The organism is Cupriavidus yeoncheonensis (genome assembly GCF_905397275.1).
Lineage (GTDB): Bacteria > Pseudomonadota > Gammaproteobacteria > Burkholderiales > Burkholderiaceae > Cupriavidus > Cupriavidus yeoncheonensis.
Window position 1 is genome coordinate 19,833 of record NZ_CAJPUY010000015.1, and the last position, 16,746, is coordinate 36,578.

Here is a 16,746-nt window from a genome sequence, read left to right on the forward strand (position 1 = left end):
AGGTGAGTGTGAGCCAACATCGCCGGAAAGATGCGCCAACCGTCCGTCAGCGCTGGTCAACGCTGGCCGTCACGGCTATCGGCCTGCTGCTTGCGCAGCCGGCCGCTTACGCCGCGGGGTTCGGGCAATTGCGGGTACAGTCGAATCTGGGGCAGCCACTGCAGGCCGAGATCGACATCAGCGGGGTGAGTGCGGAAGAGGCAGCAGGGCTCAGCGTCAAGCTGGCCTCCCCGGCGGCATATGCCAGCGCGGGGCTGACCTATGTGCCTGCGGTGGGCAGCCTGCGGCTTGAGGTCGAGCGGCGCCCCAATGGCAGCTACGTGGCCAAGGTCCGGTCCAGCCAGCCGATCAGCGAGCCGTTCGTCGACATCCTGGTCGACATGAGCTGGTCCAGCGGCAAGGTATCGCGAGCCTACACATTCCTGCTTGACCCCGCCGGGGCCAAGCCTTCCAACCAGACTTTCTCGCCGGCGACGGTTGTGCAGGCCGCCACGCCGGACGCGTCTCCGGCAGCCGCGCCGGTTCCCGCACCGCTGCCGGAGCCCGCGCCGGCAGTTGCCCAGGGCACGCAGCCGAGCGCCCAGGCATCGGTGGCCAAGCCCGCGCGCCCACCTGCCAGCCGCCGTACCCAGGCGGCCCAGAGTGCCACCGAGGGTGAGGCAGCGACTGGCGGCGCCTACACAGTCAAGCGTGGCGACACGCTGTCGTCGATCGCCGGCGATGCCCTGCTGGACCAGGAGGGCGTGTCGCTGGACCAGATGCTGGTCGCGCTCTACCGAAACAATCCGAATGCCTTTATCGGCGGCAACATCAACCGCCTGAAATCCGGCGCGGTGCTCCAGGTGCCTTCGCGGCAGCAGGCGCAGTCGGTGGCGCCCAAGACGGCCCGGCGGGAAGTGGTTGCGCGTACGCATGGGTTTGACGCCTATCGGAGCCGCCTCGCGGCCGCCGCCGCGGCCAAGTCGGTCGAGCCGGACAGTGGTCGCCAGCAGTCCGGCAACGTCACGGCGCGCGTACAGGATCAGGCCGTGCCGGCCGCAGGCCCGCAGAACGAACTCAAGCTGAGCAAGGCAGAACGCTCGGGCCAGGCCGGCGCCACGGCGCAGGCTGAAGCCAGCGTGGCCCGCGAGCGGCAACTGAAGGAAGCCGAGAGTCGTCTGGCCCAGCTTGAAAAGAACGTCGGCGACATGCAGAAGCTGATCGAGCTGAAGAACAGCGAGATCGCCAAGCTGAGCCAGGCCAATCAGGCGGCATTGGCCGATAAGGACAAGGCCGAGAAGGCTGCAGACAAGGCCGCGAAGGCGGAAGTCAAGACGGAAGCCAAGGCACCGAACGTGGTCGCGGCAGAGCCGCCGAAGGCGGACGCGCCGGCCGAGGCCACGCCAGCCGCGCCGGTGGCGCAGGCTGCGGCAAGCGCTGCGGCGGCTACCGTTGCGGCGCCTGCCACGGCAACGGCCGCCGCCGCGGCGCCTGGCGCGGCAGCCAGCGCTGCGCAGGCAGCCGCCCCGGCGTCGGCCCCGGCCGTCAAGCGTCCGCCGGTCGTGGTGCAGGCGGCACCCGCTCCCGAGCCGTCGTTCCTTGACGGCCTGCTGGCCAATCCGATGCTGTTGCCGGGCGGCGGCCTGCTGATCGCGCTGCTGGGCGGCTATGCGATCTATCGCCGCCGCCAGCAGCAGAAGACGGCCGATGGCGGCGCCTTCGGTGACAGCATCCTGTCGCAGGAAAGCACCGTGATGGCCGGCGCCAATTCGCTGTTCGGTGCCGCCGGCGGCCAGAGCGTGGACACCTCGCAGCACAGCGTGTTCGGTGCGGATTTCCGCATCGGCAACAACATGCCGGAAGCCAGCGAAGTCGATCCGATCGCCGAGGCGGAGGTCTATATCGCCTACGGGCGCGATGTGCAGGCGGAAGAGATCCTGCGCGAAGCGCTCGAGAAGGATCCGGAGCAGCAGCCGATCCGGCTCAAGCTCCTGGAGATTTACAGTAATCGTCAGGATGTGGAAGGTTTCCGCGTGATTGCAGAAGAGATGTTCGCCCAGACCGGCGGACAAGGTGCGGAATGGCTCAAGGCCGCGGAAATGGGGCGCGCACTCGATGCGGGCAATGCGTTGTTCCTGGCCGTGACGCCGGATACCAGTGGTGGCCCCGAAACGGCCACGGCGCCGGGCGATCAGTGGCGCACGCAGGATCCGTCGCAGAATCCTGCGGCGGCGCCGCGCGAAGCCTCGCTCGCGGACCTGGCCCTGCCGCTCGATGCCTTCCCGGCACCGGCGGCCGGCGACCCGATCGTCGCGCCGGATTCGGCCGCGCTGGTGTTCGGCGACACCGCCATGCATGCGAACGAGCGGCTTGAACCGGCCGCGAAGTTCGATGACGGCCTGGACCTGACCCTGCCGGCCACCGGCGACGATACCCTGGCGGACGTGCCGCGCCTGGATACGCCGACGCGTTCGCGCGCGCTGGATTTCGACATGTCGGGCATCTCGCTCGACCTCAATGCCGGATCCGACGCTGAGGTGCGCAGCGACGCCGAGTCCGCGACGCCGCTGCCGTCCCCGACCATGATCCGTGACGGCAAGCTGCCCGAGCCGATCGACCTCGCCGGCCTCGGCATGAGCGACGGCGGCGCCGACACCACGCCGGGCGTCTCGCCGAGCACGCTGTCGACGGACGGCATGGATGGCGGCCGCGATATGCAGATCAAGCTCGACCTGGCCCGCGCCTACATCGAGATCGGCGACAAGGAAGGCGCGCGCGAGCTGCTGCAGGAAGTCGTGGAGCAGTCGCAGGACGACCTGCAGGCGGAGGCGCGCTCGCTGCTGCTCGAAGTCGCCTGAGTTATCATCGACGGTCCGGGCAGGCGGCACGCGTGCCGCGGCCCGAAGTGATGCGCCGGAAGCGTCCCTTCCGGCGCATTTGTTTTTGTCGGCCCCTCTACTGACGGGCCAGTCTTCCGCGCCATGAACCGCATCGCCATCGGCCTCCACTACGACGGTGCCGCCTTCTCCGGCTGGCAGTCGCAGCCGCATCGCAATACCGTGCAGGACCACCTCGAGGACGCGATCGAGCGCTTCGCCGGCGTGCGCCTGCTGACCACCGTGGCGGGCCGCACCGATGCCGGCGTGCACGCGCTGGGCCAGGTGATCCATCTCGACACCACGCTGAACCGGGACAAGTTCTCCTGGGTGCGTGGCGTCAACGCCTTCCTGCCGCCGTCGATTGCGCTGCAGTGGGCGCTCCCGGTCAATGAAGACTTTCACGCGCGCTTCCTCGCCTTCGAGCGCATGTACTACTACGCACTCTACACCGGGCCGCACCGGGTACCGCTCGCGCATGGCCGCGCCGGCTACCTGATGCTGCCGCCGGGCCAGCGGCTCGATGTGGATGCCATGCGTGACGCCTCGCGCTGCCTGCTGGGCGAGCATGATTTTTCTTCGTTCCGCGCGGCAGAATGCCAGGCCAAGTCACCGGTCAAGACCATGTATGACGTGACGCTGAAGGCGGACGGCAACTGGGTCTTTGTACGTTTCCGCGCCAGCGCTTTCCTGCACCACATGGTGCGCAACCTGATGGGTTGCCTGGTGGCGGTAGGGCGGGGGCGTTACCCGCCGGAATGGCTGGCCGGGGTGCTGGCCGGGCGCAGCCGCCGGCTGGCCGCGCCCACGTTCATGCCCGACGGCCTTTACCTCGCGGACGTGAAGTATCCTGAGGCTTTCCAGATTCCGGCGGCCGACCCGTCCGCCAGCCTGTTCCACGGAGTGTTCCCCCATGACGCAGCCTGAGCGCGCCGACGCGGCGCCGCCCCGCACCCGCATCAAGATCTGCGGCCTGACGCGCGAGGAAGACGTGCGGGCGGCGGTGGATGCCGGTGCCGACGCGATCGGCATGGTGTTCTATCCGCCCAGTCCGCGCTATGTCGACCTGGCGCGCGCCGCCGAACTGGCCGAAGCCGCCGGGCCGTTCGTCTCGGTGGTGGGCCTGTTCGTCAACGCCGACATGGAAGAGGTGGCCCACGTGGCCGAGCGTGTGCCTCTGACGATGCTTCAGTTCCACGGTGACGAGAGCCCGCAGTACTGCACGCAGACGGCGCAGCGCTGCCGCCTGCCTTTTCTGCGCGCAGCGCGTGTGCGCCCCGGTCTTGATTTGATAGAATTCGCCGATCAATACCGTGATGCCGCTGGCTTGCTGCTGGATGCCTTCGTCGAGGGCTATGGCGGCGGCGGCCACGTCTTCGACTGGACCCTGATTCCCCCGGCATGGCTAGCTTCCAACCATCCGTCCACCAGCAACCCGAACGCAAGCGGCGCTCCTCGCATCGTTTTGAGTGGTGGGTTGAACGCGCAAAACGTCGCTGGCGCGATTGAACGCGTGCGGCCCTACGCTGTTGATGTCAGCAGTGGTGTCGAGGCCGCCAAGGGCGTGAAAGACCACGCCCGCATTGCCGCGTTCGTGCGCGCTGTCCGCAGTGCCGAAGCAGGATGAGCAGGGCCGCAGGATCGGCCCGTGCACCATGCTCCCGGCGGCCCGCTGGCCGCGCCCACCCGCATCACCGTCAAATTTGCGCCCTTGCCCTGCAGGCAAGGCCGCTGACCTGAAGAGCCCAGACATGTACGACCTGCCCGATTCCCGTGGCCATTTCGGCCCTTATGGCGGCACCTTCGTCTCCGAGACGCTGGTCCACGCGCTCGATGAGCTGCGCGAGGCCTATGCCCATTACCAGAAAGATGCGGAGTTCGATGCCGAATTCCGTCGTGAACTGAAGCACTTTGTCGGCCGCCCGTCGCCGATCTACCACGCGCAACGCTGGAGCGAGCTGCTCGGTGGCGCGCAAATCTACCTCAAGCGCGAGGACCTGAACCACACCGGCGCCCACAAGATCAATAACGTGATCGGCCAGGCGCTGCTGGCCAAGCGCATGGGCAAGAAGCGCGTGATCGCCGAGACCGGCGCCGGCCAGCACGGCGTGGCCACGGCCACCATCGCTGCGCGTTTCGGCATGGAATGCGTGGTCTACATGGGCTCCGAGGACGTCAAGCGCCAGGCCGCCAACGTCTACCGCATGAAGCTGCTGGGCGCCACCGTGGTGCCCGTGGAAAGCGGCTCGCGCACGCTCAAGGACGCGCTCAACGAAGCCATGCGCGACTGGGTGACCAACGTCGAGACCACCTTCTACATCATCGGCACCGTTGCCGGCCCGCACCCGTACCCGATGATGGTGCGCGATTTCCAGTGCGTGATCGGCGAGGAAGCCAAGGTGCAGATGCCCGAGATGACCGGCCGCCAGCCGGATGCGGTGATCGCCTGCGTGGGCGGGGGCTCCAATGCCATGGGCATCTTTTACCCGTACATCGAGCACAAGGACGTGCAACTGATCGGCGTGGAAGCCGCCGGCGACGGCCTGGATACCGGCCGGCATGCGGCCTCGCTGATTGGGGGCACGCCGGGCGTGCTGCACGGCAACCGGACCTACCTGCTGCAGGACGAGAATGGCCAGATCATCGAGACGCACTCGGTATCGGCCGGCCTCGACTATCCGGGCGTGGGCCCCGAGCACGCCTGGCTCAAGGACATCGGCCGTGCACAGTACGTGCCGATCACCGATGAAGAGGCGCTCAAGGCCTTTCATGACTGCTGCCGCATCGAGGGCATCATCCCGGCGCTGGAATCGAGCCACGCCATCGCCTACGCGTGCAAGCTGGCACCGACGCTGCCCAACGACAAGCTGCTGCTGGTGAACCTGTCCGGCCGCGGCGACAAGGACATGCATACCGTGGCCGAACGTTCGGGGCTCAAGCTCTGATGCGCGCGCTGCCACCTTCCGTACCGTCGGAGCTGGCCCTGGGCGGGGCTTCGGACCTGCCCGGCGCGCCGCACGCCCCCGCGCTGCAGCTGTTCCAGGAGGACATGTTCGAAGGCATTGCGCGCCTGCCGGACGGTTCGGTCGACCTCATCGTTGCCGATCCGCCCTATGGGCTGGGCAAGGACTACGGCAATGATTCCGACCTGCTCTCGGGCCAGGCCTACCTGGAGTGGTCCGAGCGCTGGATGGATGCCGTCTGCCCCAAGCTGTCGCCGAAGGGCACGCTGTACCTGTTCTGCACCTGGCAGTACTCGCCCGAGCTGTTCGTCATGCTCAAGCGCCGGCTGACCATGATCAACGAGATCATCTGGGACCGCCGCGTACCCAGCATGGGCGGCACCACGCGCAAGTACTCGTCGGTGCACGACAACATCGGCTTCTTCGCCAGGGCGCGCGACTACTACTTCGACCTGGACCCGGTGCGCATCCCGTATGACCCGGAGACCAAGAAGGCACGCAGCCGCCCGCGTTTCGAAGGCAAGAAGTGGCTCGAGATGGGCTACAACCCCAAGGACCTGTGGAGCATCTCGCGCATCCACCGGCAGGATCCGGAACGCGCCAACCATCCCACGCAGAAGCCGCTGGAGATTGTCGAGCGCATGGTGCTGTCGAGCTGCCCGCCGGGCGGCCTGGTGCTGGATCCGTTCGCCGGCAGTGGCACGACCGCGGTGGCGTGCCTGCGCCACGGGCGGCGCTTCGTGGGCTTCGAGATCAATCCCGAGTATGTCGAGGTGGCACGCGGGCGCGTCGAAGCGGCCGTGCAACTGGCCAGGTCCGAGGCGGACCGCAACCCAACATCGGCGGCTGCCAATGACGAGGATTCGTCGGCGCAGCGGCCTCACCTGATTCCCTGATATGTCCCGCATCCAGAAGACATTGGCGGCGCTGGCCGCGCAGAACAAGAAGGGCCTGATCCCGTTCATCACCGCAGGTGACCCGGAACCGGGCCTGACCGTGGACCTGATGCACGCGCTGGTTGCCGGCGGCGCCGACGTGATCGAGCTGGGCGTGCCGTTTTCCGACCCGATGGCCGATGGCCCCGTGATCCAGCGCGCTTCCGAGCGCGCACTGGCCAATGGCGTGTCGCTCACGCAGGTGCTGCATTGGGTGCGCGAATTCCGCCAGACCAATGCCGACACGCCGGTCGTGCTGATGGGCTATGCCAACCCGATCGAGCGCATGGGCGAAGCGGCATTTGCCGAGGCCGCGCGCGACGCCGGCGTGGACGGCGTGCTGGTGGTCGACTACCCGCCCGAGGAGTGCGAGACTTTCGCCGCGCTGATGCGCGACAACGGCATCGACCCGATCTTCCTGCTGGCGCCGACTTCCACGGATGACCGCATCGCGGCCGTGGGCAAGGTGGCGAGCGGCTATGTCTACTACGTCTCGCTCACGGGCGTGACCGGATCGGCGACGCTCGACCTGGACAGCGTGGCGGCGCGCATGCCGCTGATCAAGAAGCACGTCAACCTGCCGGTCGGCGTGGGCTTCGGCATCCGCGACGCGCAGACCGCGCGCGCCATCAGCGGCGTGGCCGATGCCGTAGTGATCGGCAGCCGCCTCGTGCAACTGCTGGAAGATGCGCCACGGGCCCAGGCGGTAGAATCGCTGCGTTCGTTCATTGCCGGGATCCGTCAGGCCATGGACGCCTGAAGTGATGAATTGCCGGCTTCAAGGTGAAGGAAAAGTGCCGAAGCATGCGCGTGATGCGTGTTCTGCTTCGGCCGAACCATGCCGGCATGGTAAATTCGCAGGTTGATTCCCTGTCGTGGCCCCGGCTTTCGCCGGGCCGATGCCTAGTGCAGTCGTGGTGCAGTCGTGCACGGCGAACGGCAGTCATCCGAAAGGAGCTTTCATGAGCTGGTTGGATAAACTCCTGCCCCCCAAGATTCAACAGACCGACCCCAGTACCCGCAAGGGCATTCCCGAGGGGCTGTGGGTCAAGTGCCCGTCGTGCGAGTCCACCCTGTACCGGACCGACGTCGAGGCCAACCTGCACGTCTGCCCGAAGTGCGACCACCACATGCGTATCGGCGCGCGCGCGCGCCTGGACGCGCTGCTCGATGCCGAAGGCCGTTATGAGATCGGCCAGGAAATCGTGCCGGTGGATGCGCTCAAGTTCAAGGACAGCAAGAAGTACCCCGACCGCATCAAGGCCGCCATGGAGGAGACCGGCGAGACCGATGCCATGGTGGTGATGGGTGGTGCCATCCACACCATCCCGGTGGTGGCGAGCTGCTTCGAGTTCGAATTCATGGGCGGCTCGATGGGCTCCGTGGTCGGCGAGCGCTTTGTGCGCGGCGCCAAGGCGGCGCTGGAGCAGAAGGTGCCGTTCATCTGCTTTACCGCCACGGGCGGTGCGCGCATGCAGGAAAGCCTGCTGTCGCTGCTGCAGATGGCCAAGACCACGGCCATGCTGAACCAGCTCTCCGCGGCCAAGCTGCCGTTCATCAGCGTGCTCACCGACCCGACCATGGGCGGCGTGTCCGCGAGCTTCGCGTTCCTCGGTGACGTGGTGATTGCCGAGCCCAAGGCGCTGATCGGCTTTGCCGGCCCGCGCGTGATCGAGCAGACCGTGCGCGAGAAGCTGCCGGAAGGGTTCCAGCGTTCGGAGTTCCTGGTGCAGAAGGGCGCCATCGACATGATCGTGGACCGCCGCAAGCTGCGCGCCGAGCTGGCACAGCTGCTGGCGCTGCTGCAGAAGCAGCCCGCGGACGCGGTCGCGTAAGACCGCATCGGTGGTACAGGCAAGGGCGCGGGCGGTTGACGCGCCTTTTGCTTTTGCTGGCGCCGCCGCGCCAGCGAACTTGACTTTCGGGCCGGCTGGCCAAATCTAGTAGCAAAGCATCCTCACCCCCCCTCATGCCTGTCTTCCACACCCTTCCCGAATGGCTCGCCCATCTCGAAACTGCCCATCCCGTGGGCATCGACATGGGCCTGACCCGTATCACGCGCGTCAAGGAAGCGCTGGGCCTGCGCATCGATGCCGTGGTGTTCACGGTTGGCGGCACCAACGGCAAGGGCTCCACCTGCGCCATGCTGGAGCGCATCCTGCTGGAGGCGGGCTACAAGGTGGGCTGCCATACCTCGCCGCACCTGGTGTCGTTCAACGAGCGCGCCCGCATCAATGGCGAGTTCGCCACGGACGCGCAACTGCTGCCGCACTTCGAGGCGGTGGAACGCGCCCGCACGAGCTATGCCGATCCGGTCAGCCTGACGTACTTCGAGTTCACCACGCTCGCCATCATCCACATGTTCGCGGCCGCCGGGCTCGATGCCATGGTGCTGGAAGTGGGGCTGGGTGGCCGGCTCGATGCCGTCAACGTGATCGATACGGACTGCGCGGTCATCACCAGCGTCGATATCGATCACACGCAGTACCTCGGCGACACGCGCGAGAAGATCGGCTTCGAGAAGGCCGGCATCTTCCGCCCGGGCGTGCCGGCGATCTGCGGCGACCCAATGCCCCCCCAGTCGCTGGTGGACCATGCCGAGGCGATCGGCGCCGACCTGTGGCTGGTCGGGCGCGATTTCCGGCACCAGGCCGCCAAGGGGCAGGAACGCCAGCAGTGGGACTGGAGCGGGCGCGAGCGCAAGCTCAACGGCCTTGGCTATCCTGCGCTGCGCGGCGCCAACCAGCTGCTGAATGCATCGGCGGCGCTGGCTGCGCTGCAGGCGATGCGCTCGCGCCTGCCCGTGAGCGCGCAGGAAGTGCGCAACGGCCTGGCCTTCGTGGAACTGCCGGGGCGCTTCCAGGTACTGCCGGGACGTCCGGCCGTGATCCTCGACGTGGCGCATAACCCGCATGCGGCGGCCACGCTGGGGCAGAACATGGAGAACATGGGCTTCTTCCGCTACACCTACGCGGTGTTCGGCGCGATGCAGGACAAGGACATTGCCGGCGTGCTGAGCCAGGTGGCCGACAAGATCGACCACTGGTGCCTGTGCGACCTGCCGACCGAGCGTGCCGCCACCGCGGCCGATTTGCTGCAGAAGCTGGAAGAGGGCGGTTTCCAGCCGGGGCCGGATGCCACGGCAGCCTGCTTTTCCAGCCCGGAGGCGGCTTACAGGGATGCCATCGAGAGAGCGACCGAGAATGATAGAATTCTGGTCTTCGGATCGTTCTATACCGTTGCCGGCGTGATGGCTTACCGCGCCACGCAGGCAAACTAGCGGTACCGCCGCCGGTACGACCACGTTGTAGCGCAACGGTCGTGCGGCAATCGAGCGACAAACCAGCGGTCGACACCGACGCAAAACGGACGGCCGCCGCACCGAACCAATCTATGGGCCTGCTTTCGCTGTTTTCTTCCCGCAAGGGCAACGACCCGGCACCCGAGCGTGCGCGCCGCCAGCGTACCGACCCTGGTGCAGGCATCGCCTCGTCGCGCCGGTTGGCGGAGGAATATGCCGATGACACGCTGGACCCCGAATTCCCCCAGAAGCAGCGCGCACGCCGCCGCCTGATCGGTGCCGTGGTGCTGGTGGTGGCCGCCGTCATCGTGCTGCCGATCATCTTCGAAACCAAGCCGCGTCCGGTGTCCGACGATGTGTCGGTGAAGGTCGCGGGCGGGCAGGGCGAGCAGAAGCCGAAGGTCGAGGCGCGCAAGGCAGATCCGCTGCCACCGGCCCCGCAGTCCCAGCAGGCCCGCGGCGAAGGCGCCGAGGCGCTCGATGCCGGCGAGGAACTGGTGAGCACGCCAGCGAAGCCCGCCGCCACGGCGGAAAAGCCGGCTGCCCGTGCGGATGCCAAGCCCGCCGAAGCCAAGGCCGCTGAAGCCAAGGCGCAAGGCAGCGGCAAGTACATGATCCTGATCGGCGCCTTCTCTTCGGAAGAGAAGGCGAAGAACTGGCTGGCCAAGCTCAAGGCGAGCAAGGTGCCGGCGTATGTGGAAAAGAAAGTCCTGGCCGATGGCGAGCGTATCCTGCTGCGTGCGGGCCCCTTCAATGACCGTGATGCCGCCGATGCCGCCGACAAGCGCGTGCGCGCTGCCGGCCTGACGTCGAAGGTGGTGGAACAGTAAGCCCGCGCGGCCGCGCGTGATGCAGCCGCCAGTAACGATGCAGCCGACTTTCTTCGACTACGCAGTTGTCTTCACCCTGCTTGCTTCCGGCCTGATTGGCGTGCTGCGCGGACTGGTCCGCGAGGTGCTGTCGCTGATCGGCTGGGTCGCGGCGTTCTGGGTGGCCTACCGCTTTGGCGGCGTGGCCGCGGGCTGGATGCCGGAGTCGCTGCCCGGTGGCGAGGTCACCCGCCATGCGCTCGGCTTCATCAGCTTGCTGATCGGCACCGTGATCGGCGCGGCACTGGCGGGCACGGTCATCGGCCAGTTGCTGGAAAGCACCGGCCTGAAGCCGGCGGATCGCGGGCTCGGTCTGGTGTTCGGGCTGCTGCGCGGCGCGCTGCTGGTGATGCTGCTGGTCACGCTGGCCGGCCTGACGAAAATGCCGGAAGAGGAATTCTGGCGCGACGCGGTAAGCCGCCCCTATGTGATGCAGGCCATGGAATCGCTCAAGCCATGGCTGCCACCGGAGCTGGCGAAGTACGTCAAGACATGACACAGAGGCCCGGCACCCATGCCTGGCCGCTACGAAACGCAGGCCTTGTCCTCAGGACCGGGCTGCGCCCCTGAATCAAAGCCTTACCCTGGGAGCTTGGCATGTGCGGTATCGTCGGCGCGGTCTCTACCTCGCCCGTCAATCAATTGATTTATGACAGCCTGCTGTTGTTGCAACACCGCGGACAGGATGCTGCCGGCATCGCCACCGCCAACGGCAGTACCTTCCACATGCACAAGGCCAACGGCCTCGTGCGCGACGTGTTCCGGACCCGCAATATGCGCGGCCTGCCGGGCAACGCCGGCATCGGCCAGGTGCGCTACCCGACCGCAGGCTCGGCCTCCAGTGAAGAAGAGGCACAGCCGTTCTACGTCAACGCGCCGTACGGCGTGATTCTGGCCCACAACGGCAACCTGACCAACTGGCAGCAACTGCGCGAAGAGATGTTCCGTCGCGACCGCCGCCACATCAACACGCACTCCGACACCGAGGTGCTGCTGAATGTGCTGGCCGATGAGTTGCAGCGTGCCAGCCACGGCATGGCGCTGGACCCCGAGACCATCTTCAAGGCCGTGGCCGGCATGCACCGCCGCGTGAAGGGCTCGTACGCCATTGCCGCGCAGATCGCCGGCTACGGCATGCTGGCCGTGCGCGACCCGTTCGGCATCCGTCCGCTGTGCCTGGGCAGCGTGGATACGCCCACCGGCAAGGAATGGATGGTGGCCTCGGAGTCGGTGGCGCTGGAAGGCATCGGCTATCGCATGGAGCGCGATGTCGCGCCGGGCGAGGCGATCTTCATCGACCTGGACGGCAAGCTGTACAGCAAGCAGTGCGCGGACAACCCCGTGCTGACCCCGTGCATCTTCGAGTACGTCTACCTGGCCCGCCCGGATTCGTGCATCGACGGCGTGCCGGTCTACGACGCGCGCCTGCGCATGGGCGACTACCTGGCCGAGAAGATCCGCCAGGAAGTGTCGGCCGGCGACATCGACGTGGTCATGCCGATTCCCGATTCCAGCCGCCCGGCCGCCATGCAGGTGGCCAACAAGCTGGGCGTGGGCTATCGCGAGGGCTTTTTCAAGAACCGCTACATCGGCCGCACGTTCATCATGCCGGGCCAGGCAGTGCGCAAGAAGTCGGTGCGCCAGAAGCTCAACGCCATGGGCGTGGAGTTCAAGGGCAAGAACGTGCTGATCGTCGACGACTCGATCGTGCGCGGTACTACCTCGTTCGAGATCGTGCAGATGGCCCGCGACGCCGGCGCCAATAAGGTGATCTTCGCCTCGGCCGCGCCCCCGGTGAAGTACCCGAACGTGTACGGCATCGACATGCCGACGCGCGGCGAACTGGTGGCCCATGGCCGCACGCACGAAGAAATCGCGAAGATCATCGGCGCCGACAAGCTGGTGTACCAGGACGTGGAGGCGATGAAGCAGGCCGTGCGCGACATCAACCCCGCGCTGAAGGACTTCGATGCATCGTGTTTCGACGGTCGCTACATCACCGGCGATATCGACGAGGCCTACCTGGATCGCCTGGAAACCGCGCGCAGCCAGGCAGACCGCGAAGGCGCTGGTGCGGGTGAGGGCAGCGAGCGCTCGCAACTGCACCTGCAGCGTTCGGGCGGCAACGAGTAAGCCGCGCCGGCCCCGCGTGCGTTGACGAATGCGGGGCCCGGCCGTAACATGGCCGGGCGTCGATTTGAAAGTCAGCTTGCGGACGCGGGTCCTGCCCGAAACAGCTAAAGAGATAGCCGTCAGAAGGGGAACAACCGGCTGCAGCCGCGAAGTCCCAAGGTATCCGCAGAACACGCAAGCCCGTCGATCCGACCACCCGATCGCACGGGCTTTTTTCATGGCCGGCCGCTTGCCCCGCTTGCCGCCGGCTTGTTGGAACCACTGCATTCACGCGGGTACGACCGCGCCACCAGCATGAACGAACCGCTCAATCCTGAATCGCTTGGCATCGATACCCTCGGCGTGCGCGCCGGCACCCTGCGCAGCGAATACATGGAGCATTCCGAGGCGATGTACCTGACCTCGAGCTTCTGCTTCAACAGTGCCGCGGAAGCCGCCGAACGCTTCGCCAACTCGGAAGAAGGCTTCACCTATTCGCGCTTCACCAACCCCACGGTGTCGATGTTCCAGGCGCGCCTGGCGGCGCTGGAAGGCGCGGAGTCCTGCATGGCGACCGCCTCGGGCATGAGCGCCATCCTCTCGGTGGTGATGTCGCTGATGCAGGCGGGCGATCACCTGGTGAGCTCGCGCGCGATCTTCGGCTCGACCATGACGATGTTCGGGAATATCTTCGCGAAGTTCGGCATCGAGACCACCTTCGTCGATCCGGGCGACCTGAATGCCTGGCGCGCGGCGGTGCGGCCGACCACGAAGATGTTCTTCCTGGAGACCCCGTCCAATCCGCTCACCGAAGTGGCCGACATTGCCGCCGTGGCCGAGATCGCGCACGATGCCGGCGCGCAGCTCGTCGTCGACAACTGCTTCTGTTCGCCCGCGCTGCAGCAGCCGATGAAGTTCGGCGCGGACATCGTGGTGCATTCGGCCACCAAGCATATCGACGGGCAGGGCCGCGTGCTGGGCGGCGCGGTGCTCGGCTCGCGCGACTTCATCATGGGCAAGGTGTTCCCGTTCGTGCGCACCGCCGGCCCGACGCTGTCGGCCTTCAATGCCTGGGTGCTGCTCAAGGGCATGGAAACGCTGGCCATCCGCATGGAGCGGCATTCCGTCAACGCGCTCGCGCTGGCCGAATTCCTGGAATCGCATCCGGCGGTCGCGCGCGTCTTCCACCCCGCGCTCAAGTCGCATCCGCAGCACGAGGTCGCCATGCGCCAGCAGAGCGGCGGCGGTGCCATCGTGTCGTTCGAACTCAAGGGCGCCACGCCCGAGCAGCAGCGCGCGAATGCATGGCGCGTGATCGACAACACGCGGCTGTGCTCGATCACCGGCAACCTCGGCGACACGCGTACCACGATCACGCATCCGTACACGACCACGCATGCTCGCGTCACGCCCGAAGCCAAGGCGGCCGCGGGGGTCGGGGAAGGATTGATTCGACTGGCGGTGGGGCTGGAGTCGGTGGCCGACCTGAAGGCCGACCTGCTGCGCGGATTGGGCGAGTAAGGCGAAGGCGTGGCGCCGGCTCAGGGCGTCTGGGCCGGTGTTTCGCTGTCGCTGCCGGCCACGGCCTTGACGCCGGCCTTGGTCACGTCATAAGTGGCCTCGACCGCCGTCGACGCAACGCTGACGGCGGCGGAACCCACTGTCGCCACGGTCGATACGGCAGCACTGCCGACGGCCACGGTTGCCCCGACGACGCTGCATCCCGCAAGGATGGCGCCAGCCAGAACAGCGCCGGCAAGGCGGACAGCCTGATGTGAAGCTCGGGAAAAACCGGAAAACGAAAACGGCATGCAAGGCTGCCCGGCGGGCATGTGAATAAGCGCCGGGTCATCGGGCCCGGGCAACCGGCCGCCTGCGTGTCTCAGAGCTCAGCGCAGCAAGCGGCGCCGCAACAGTACCAGCGAAAGCACCAGCGCGACAATGGCATATGCCGCCAGCACGGCGATATGCAGTCCGATGTTTTCGCTCGGACGTCCGAGCATCAGCGGACGGATCAGCGCCACCGCATGCGCCAGGGGCAGGACATTGGTAGCCGCCCGTGCGCCCTCCGGCAACTGCTCCAGCGGAAAGAACACACCCGAGAGCAGCAGCATCGGCGTGATGACCAGCGTCTGGTAGAACATGAAGAAATCATAGCCGGGGGCCAGCGCCGTCACGATCATCGCCAGGCTGGCAAAGGTGATGCCCGCCAGCACGATCACCGGTAGCGCCAGTAGCGCGCCTGGCATGTGCGCATAGCCGAGCGCGCCCGCCACCAGCATGATGGCCAGCCCCGACAGCACGGCCTTGCTGGCCGCCCACAGGATTTCCCCGAGCACCACGTCGCCGAGCGTCAGCGGTGCATGCATGATGGCCTCCCAGGTGCGCTGCACGTGCATGCGCGAGAAGGCCGAGTACATGGACTCGAAGCTGGCCGACATCATCACGCTCGATGCCGTGGTGCCGGCCGCAAGGAAGGCGATGTACGAAACGCCATGCACCTGCCCGACCAGCAGGCCGAGCCCCAGGCCCAGGCCGAACAGGTAGATCATCGGGTCGGCCAGGTTGCCGATCATCGACGGGATGGCGAGCTTCTTCCACACCATGTAGTTGCGGTACCAGACCATCATCCAGTTGCGCAGGTTGCGCGGCAGCAGCGGCTGCGGATAGTGCTGCCGCGGTTCGGTGCCGCCGGCGCGGCTGCGGGCGTGGCCGGCCTCTGCGGTGGCTGCTTCCGGGCGCGGATCCTGTTCACTCATGTCAGTCCCTCATTTCGCGGCCGGTCAGCTTGAGGAACACGTCCTCGAGGTTGGCCGGCCGGTGCAGGTAACGTACGCCGCTCTTGCCGTGCAGGGCGGCCAGCAACGGGGCGGGCTCGCGCACATAGCAGAAGAGCGTCTCGCCGCTCATTTCGGTGCGCTCGGCCAGCGGCGTCAGGCTGCCTCGCAGCGTGTCCAGTTCATCGCCGTAGACTTCGACCACGTCGCACCCGATCTGGCTGTCGATCAGTTCGTGCGGCTTGCCTTCGGCAATCTTGCGTCCGCCGTCGATCACGCACAGGTAGTTGCACAGGCGCTCGGCCTCTTCCATGAAGTGCGTGGTCAGCAGGATGGTCTTGCCGCTGGCCATCAGCGATTTCAGCCGCTCCCAGATCAGGTGACGGGCTTGCGGGTCGAGCCCGGTGGTGGGCTCGTCCATGATCAGCAGGTCGGGGTCGTTGATCAGCGCGCGAGCGACCGTCAGGCGCCGGCGCATGCCGCCGGACAGGTCGCGCACCTGGGCGTTGGCACGGTTCTCCAGACGCGCGAATTCGAGCAGGGCCGGTACGCGCTGCTCGATCACGGCCGAGGACAGGCCGAAGTAACGGCCGAAGATGCGCAGGTTCTCGATGACCGAGAAATCCGGGTCGAGGTTGTCAAACTGCGGCACCACGCCCACGCGCATGCGTGCCTGCGGTGCGCGCTCGGGAATGGGTTCGCCGCAGAGCGTCAGCGAGCCGCCTGCCGGCGTGGTCAGGCCCAGCAACAGCCGCAGCGTGGTGGTCTTGCCGGCACCGTTGGGCCCGAGCAGCCCGAAGCACTGGCCGCGATGCACCTGCAGGTCCAGGTCGTTGACGACGACGGTATCACCATATTGCTTGCGCACCTTGCGCAACTCGAGGATGGCAGTCAAGGCAGGAAGACGGTTGGCGCGCCGGCGGGCGCAATATCC

At 66.9% G+C, this 16,746-nt stretch carries 15 protein-coding genes; 12 read left to right on the forward strand and 3 right to left on the reverse strand.

What is annotated here, in order from left to right; all coding sequences use genetic code 11:
* Positions 1–2 precede the first annotated feature (2 nt).
* The 12 genes from KHO22_RS20300 to KHO22_RS20355 all read left to right on the forward strand — a co-directional run bounded on the left by KHO22_RS20300 (position 3) and on the right by KHO22_RS20355 (position 14,556).
* Positions 3–2,837, forward strand: coding sequence for a motility hub landmark protein FimV (locus KHO22_RS20300; RefSeq protein ID WP_211948974.1), 2,835 nt, complete (start codon positions 3–5; stop codon positions 2,835–2,837).
* Positions 2,838–2,960: 123 nt separating this feature from the next.
* Positions 2,961–3,782, forward strand: a complete 822-nt coding sequence (truA, locus tag KHO22_RS20305) for a tRNA pseudouridine(38-40) synthase TruA (RefSeq protein WP_211948975.1) — start codon at positions 2,961–2,963, stop codon at positions 3,780–3,782.
* A complete protein-coding gene (locus KHO22_RS20310) occupies positions 3,769–4,482 on the forward strand; it encodes a phosphoribosylanthranilate isomerase (protein ID WP_211948976.1) in 714 nt (237 codons plus the stop codon). The genes truA and KHO22_RS20310 overlap by 14 nt, the downstream gene beginning before the upstream one ends.
* Positions 4,483–4,606: 124 nt before the next feature.
* Positions 4,607–5,800: a tryptophan synthase subunit beta gene (gene trpB, locus KHO22_RS20315; protein WP_211948977.1), complete on the forward strand. Its 1,194-nt coding sequence runs from the start codon at positions 4,607–4,609 to the stop codon at positions 5,798–5,800.
* Entirely contained in the window at positions 5,800–6,714 is a 915-nt protein-coding gene (locus KHO22_RS20320) for a DNA-methyltransferase (RefSeq protein ID WP_211948978.1), read from the forward strand. Before trpB ends, KHO22_RS20320 begins: the two co-directional genes overlap by 1 nt.
* 1 nt (position 6,715) lies before the next feature.
* Positions 6,716–7,513: a tryptophan synthase subunit alpha gene (trpA, locus tag KHO22_RS20325; RefSeq protein ID WP_211948979.1), complete on the forward strand. Its 798-nt coding sequence runs from the start codon at positions 6,716–6,718 to the stop codon at positions 7,511–7,513.
* Positions 7,514–7,715: 202 nt separating this feature from the next.
* Positions 7,716–8,588, forward strand: coding sequence for an acetyl-CoA carboxylase, carboxyltransferase subunit beta (gene accD, locus KHO22_RS20330; protein WP_211948980.1), 873 nt, complete (start codon positions 7,716–7,718; stop codon positions 8,586–8,588).
* Between the two features lie 134 nt (positions 8,589–8,722).
* On the forward strand, positions 8,723–10,033 hold the full coding sequence (folC, locus tag KHO22_RS20335; RefSeq protein ID WP_211948981.1) for a bifunctional tetrahydrofolate synthase/dihydrofolate synthase: 1,311 nt from the start codon (positions 8,723–8,725) through the stop codon (positions 10,031–10,033).
* A 113-nt stretch (positions 10,034–10,146) separates the two neighbouring features.
* A complete protein-coding gene (locus tag KHO22_RS20340) occupies positions 10,147–10,884 on the forward strand; it encodes an SPOR domain-containing protein (protein WP_211948982.1) in 738 nt (245 codons plus the stop codon).
* Between the two features lie 37 nt (positions 10,885–10,921).
* Positions 10,922–11,419, forward strand: a complete 498-nt coding sequence (locus tag KHO22_RS20345) for a CvpA family protein (RefSeq protein ID WP_211948983.1) — start codon at positions 10,922–10,924, stop codon at positions 11,417–11,419.
* A 101-nt stretch (positions 11,420–11,520) separates the two neighbouring features.
* Positions 11,521–13,056, forward strand: a complete 1,536-nt coding sequence (gene purF, locus KHO22_RS20350; protein ID WP_211948984.1) for an amidophosphoribosyltransferase — start codon at positions 11,521–11,523, stop codon at positions 13,054–13,056.
* A gap of 294 nt (positions 13,057–13,350) precedes the next feature.
* Complete coding sequence (locus tag KHO22_RS20355; RefSeq protein WP_211948985.1) at positions 13,351–14,556, forward strand: O-succinylhomoserine sulfhydrylase; 1,206 nt, start codon at positions 13,351–13,353, stop codon at positions 14,554–14,556.
* Between the two features lie 20 nt (positions 14,557–14,576).
* Here KHO22_RS20355 and KHO22_RS20360 read toward each other — a convergent pair whose 3' ends face one another.
* From KHO22_RS20360 to nodI, 3 genes are all read right to left on the reverse strand, one after another.
* Positions 14,577–14,735 (reverse strand): hypothetical protein, encoded by a 159-nt coding sequence (locus KHO22_RS20360; protein ID WP_230426943.1) that lies wholly within the window; start codon positions 14,733–14,735, stop codon positions 14,577–14,579.
* 189 nt (positions 14,736–14,924) lie between these two features.
* Positions 14,925–15,794: an ABC transporter permease gene (locus KHO22_RS20365; protein WP_211948986.1), complete on the reverse strand. Its 870-nt coding sequence runs from the start codon at positions 15,792–15,794 to the stop codon at positions 14,925–14,927.
* A gap of 1 nt (position 15,795) precedes the next feature.
* Positions 15,796–16,707 (reverse strand): nodulation factor ABC transporter ATP-binding protein NodI, encoded by a 912-nt coding sequence (gene nodI, locus KHO22_RS20370; RefSeq protein WP_230426944.1) that lies wholly within the window; start codon positions 16,705–16,707, stop codon positions 15,796–15,798.
* Between the last annotated feature and the right edge of the window lie 39 nt (positions 16,708–16,746).

Coding starts and splice junctions, on each gene's coding strand:
- folC (WP_211948981.1), top strand. CDS start 8,723: ATGCCTGTCTTCCACACCCTTCCCGAATGGCTCGCCCATCTCGAAACT.
- KHO22_RS20320 (WP_211948978.1), top strand. CDS start 5,800: ATGCGCGCGCTGCCACCTTCCGTACCGTCGGAGCTGGCCCTGGGCGGG.
- trpA (WP_211948979.1), top strand. CDS start 6,716: ATGTCCCGCATCCAGAAGACATTGGCGGCGCTGGCCGCGCAGAACAAG.
- KHO22_RS20340 (WP_211948982.1), top strand. CDS start 10,147: ATGGGCCTGCTTTCGCTGTTTTCTTCCCGCAAGGGCAACGACCCGGCA.
- KHO22_RS20310 (WP_211948976.1), top strand. CDS start 3,769: ATGACGCAGCCTGAGCGCGCCGACGCGGCGCCGCCCCGCACCCGCATC.
- KHO22_RS20345 (WP_211948983.1), top strand. CDS start 10,922: ATGCAGCCGACTTTCTTCGACTACGCAGTTGTCTTCACCCTGCTTGCT.
- truA (WP_211948975.1), top strand. CDS start 2,961: ATGAACCGCATCGCCATCGGCCTCCACTACGACGGTGCCGCCTTCTCC.
- purF (WP_211948984.1), top strand. CDS start 11,521: ATGTGCGGTATCGTCGGCGCGGTCTCTACCTCGCCCGTCAATCAATTG.
- trpB (WP_211948977.1), top strand. CDS start 4,607: ATGTACGACCTGCCCGATTCCCGTGGCCATTTCGGCCCTTATGGCGGC.
- KHO22_RS20355 (WP_211948985.1), top strand. CDS start 13,351: ATGAACGAACCGCTCAATCCTGAATCGCTTGGCATCGATACCCTCGGC.
- accD (WP_211948980.1), top strand. CDS start 7,716: ATGAGCTGGTTGGATAAACTCCTGCCCCCCAAGATTCAACAGACCGAC.
- KHO22_RS20365 (WP_211948986.1), bottom strand. CDS start 15,794: ATGAGTGAACAGGATCCGCGCCCGGAAGCAGCCACCGCAGAGGCCGGC.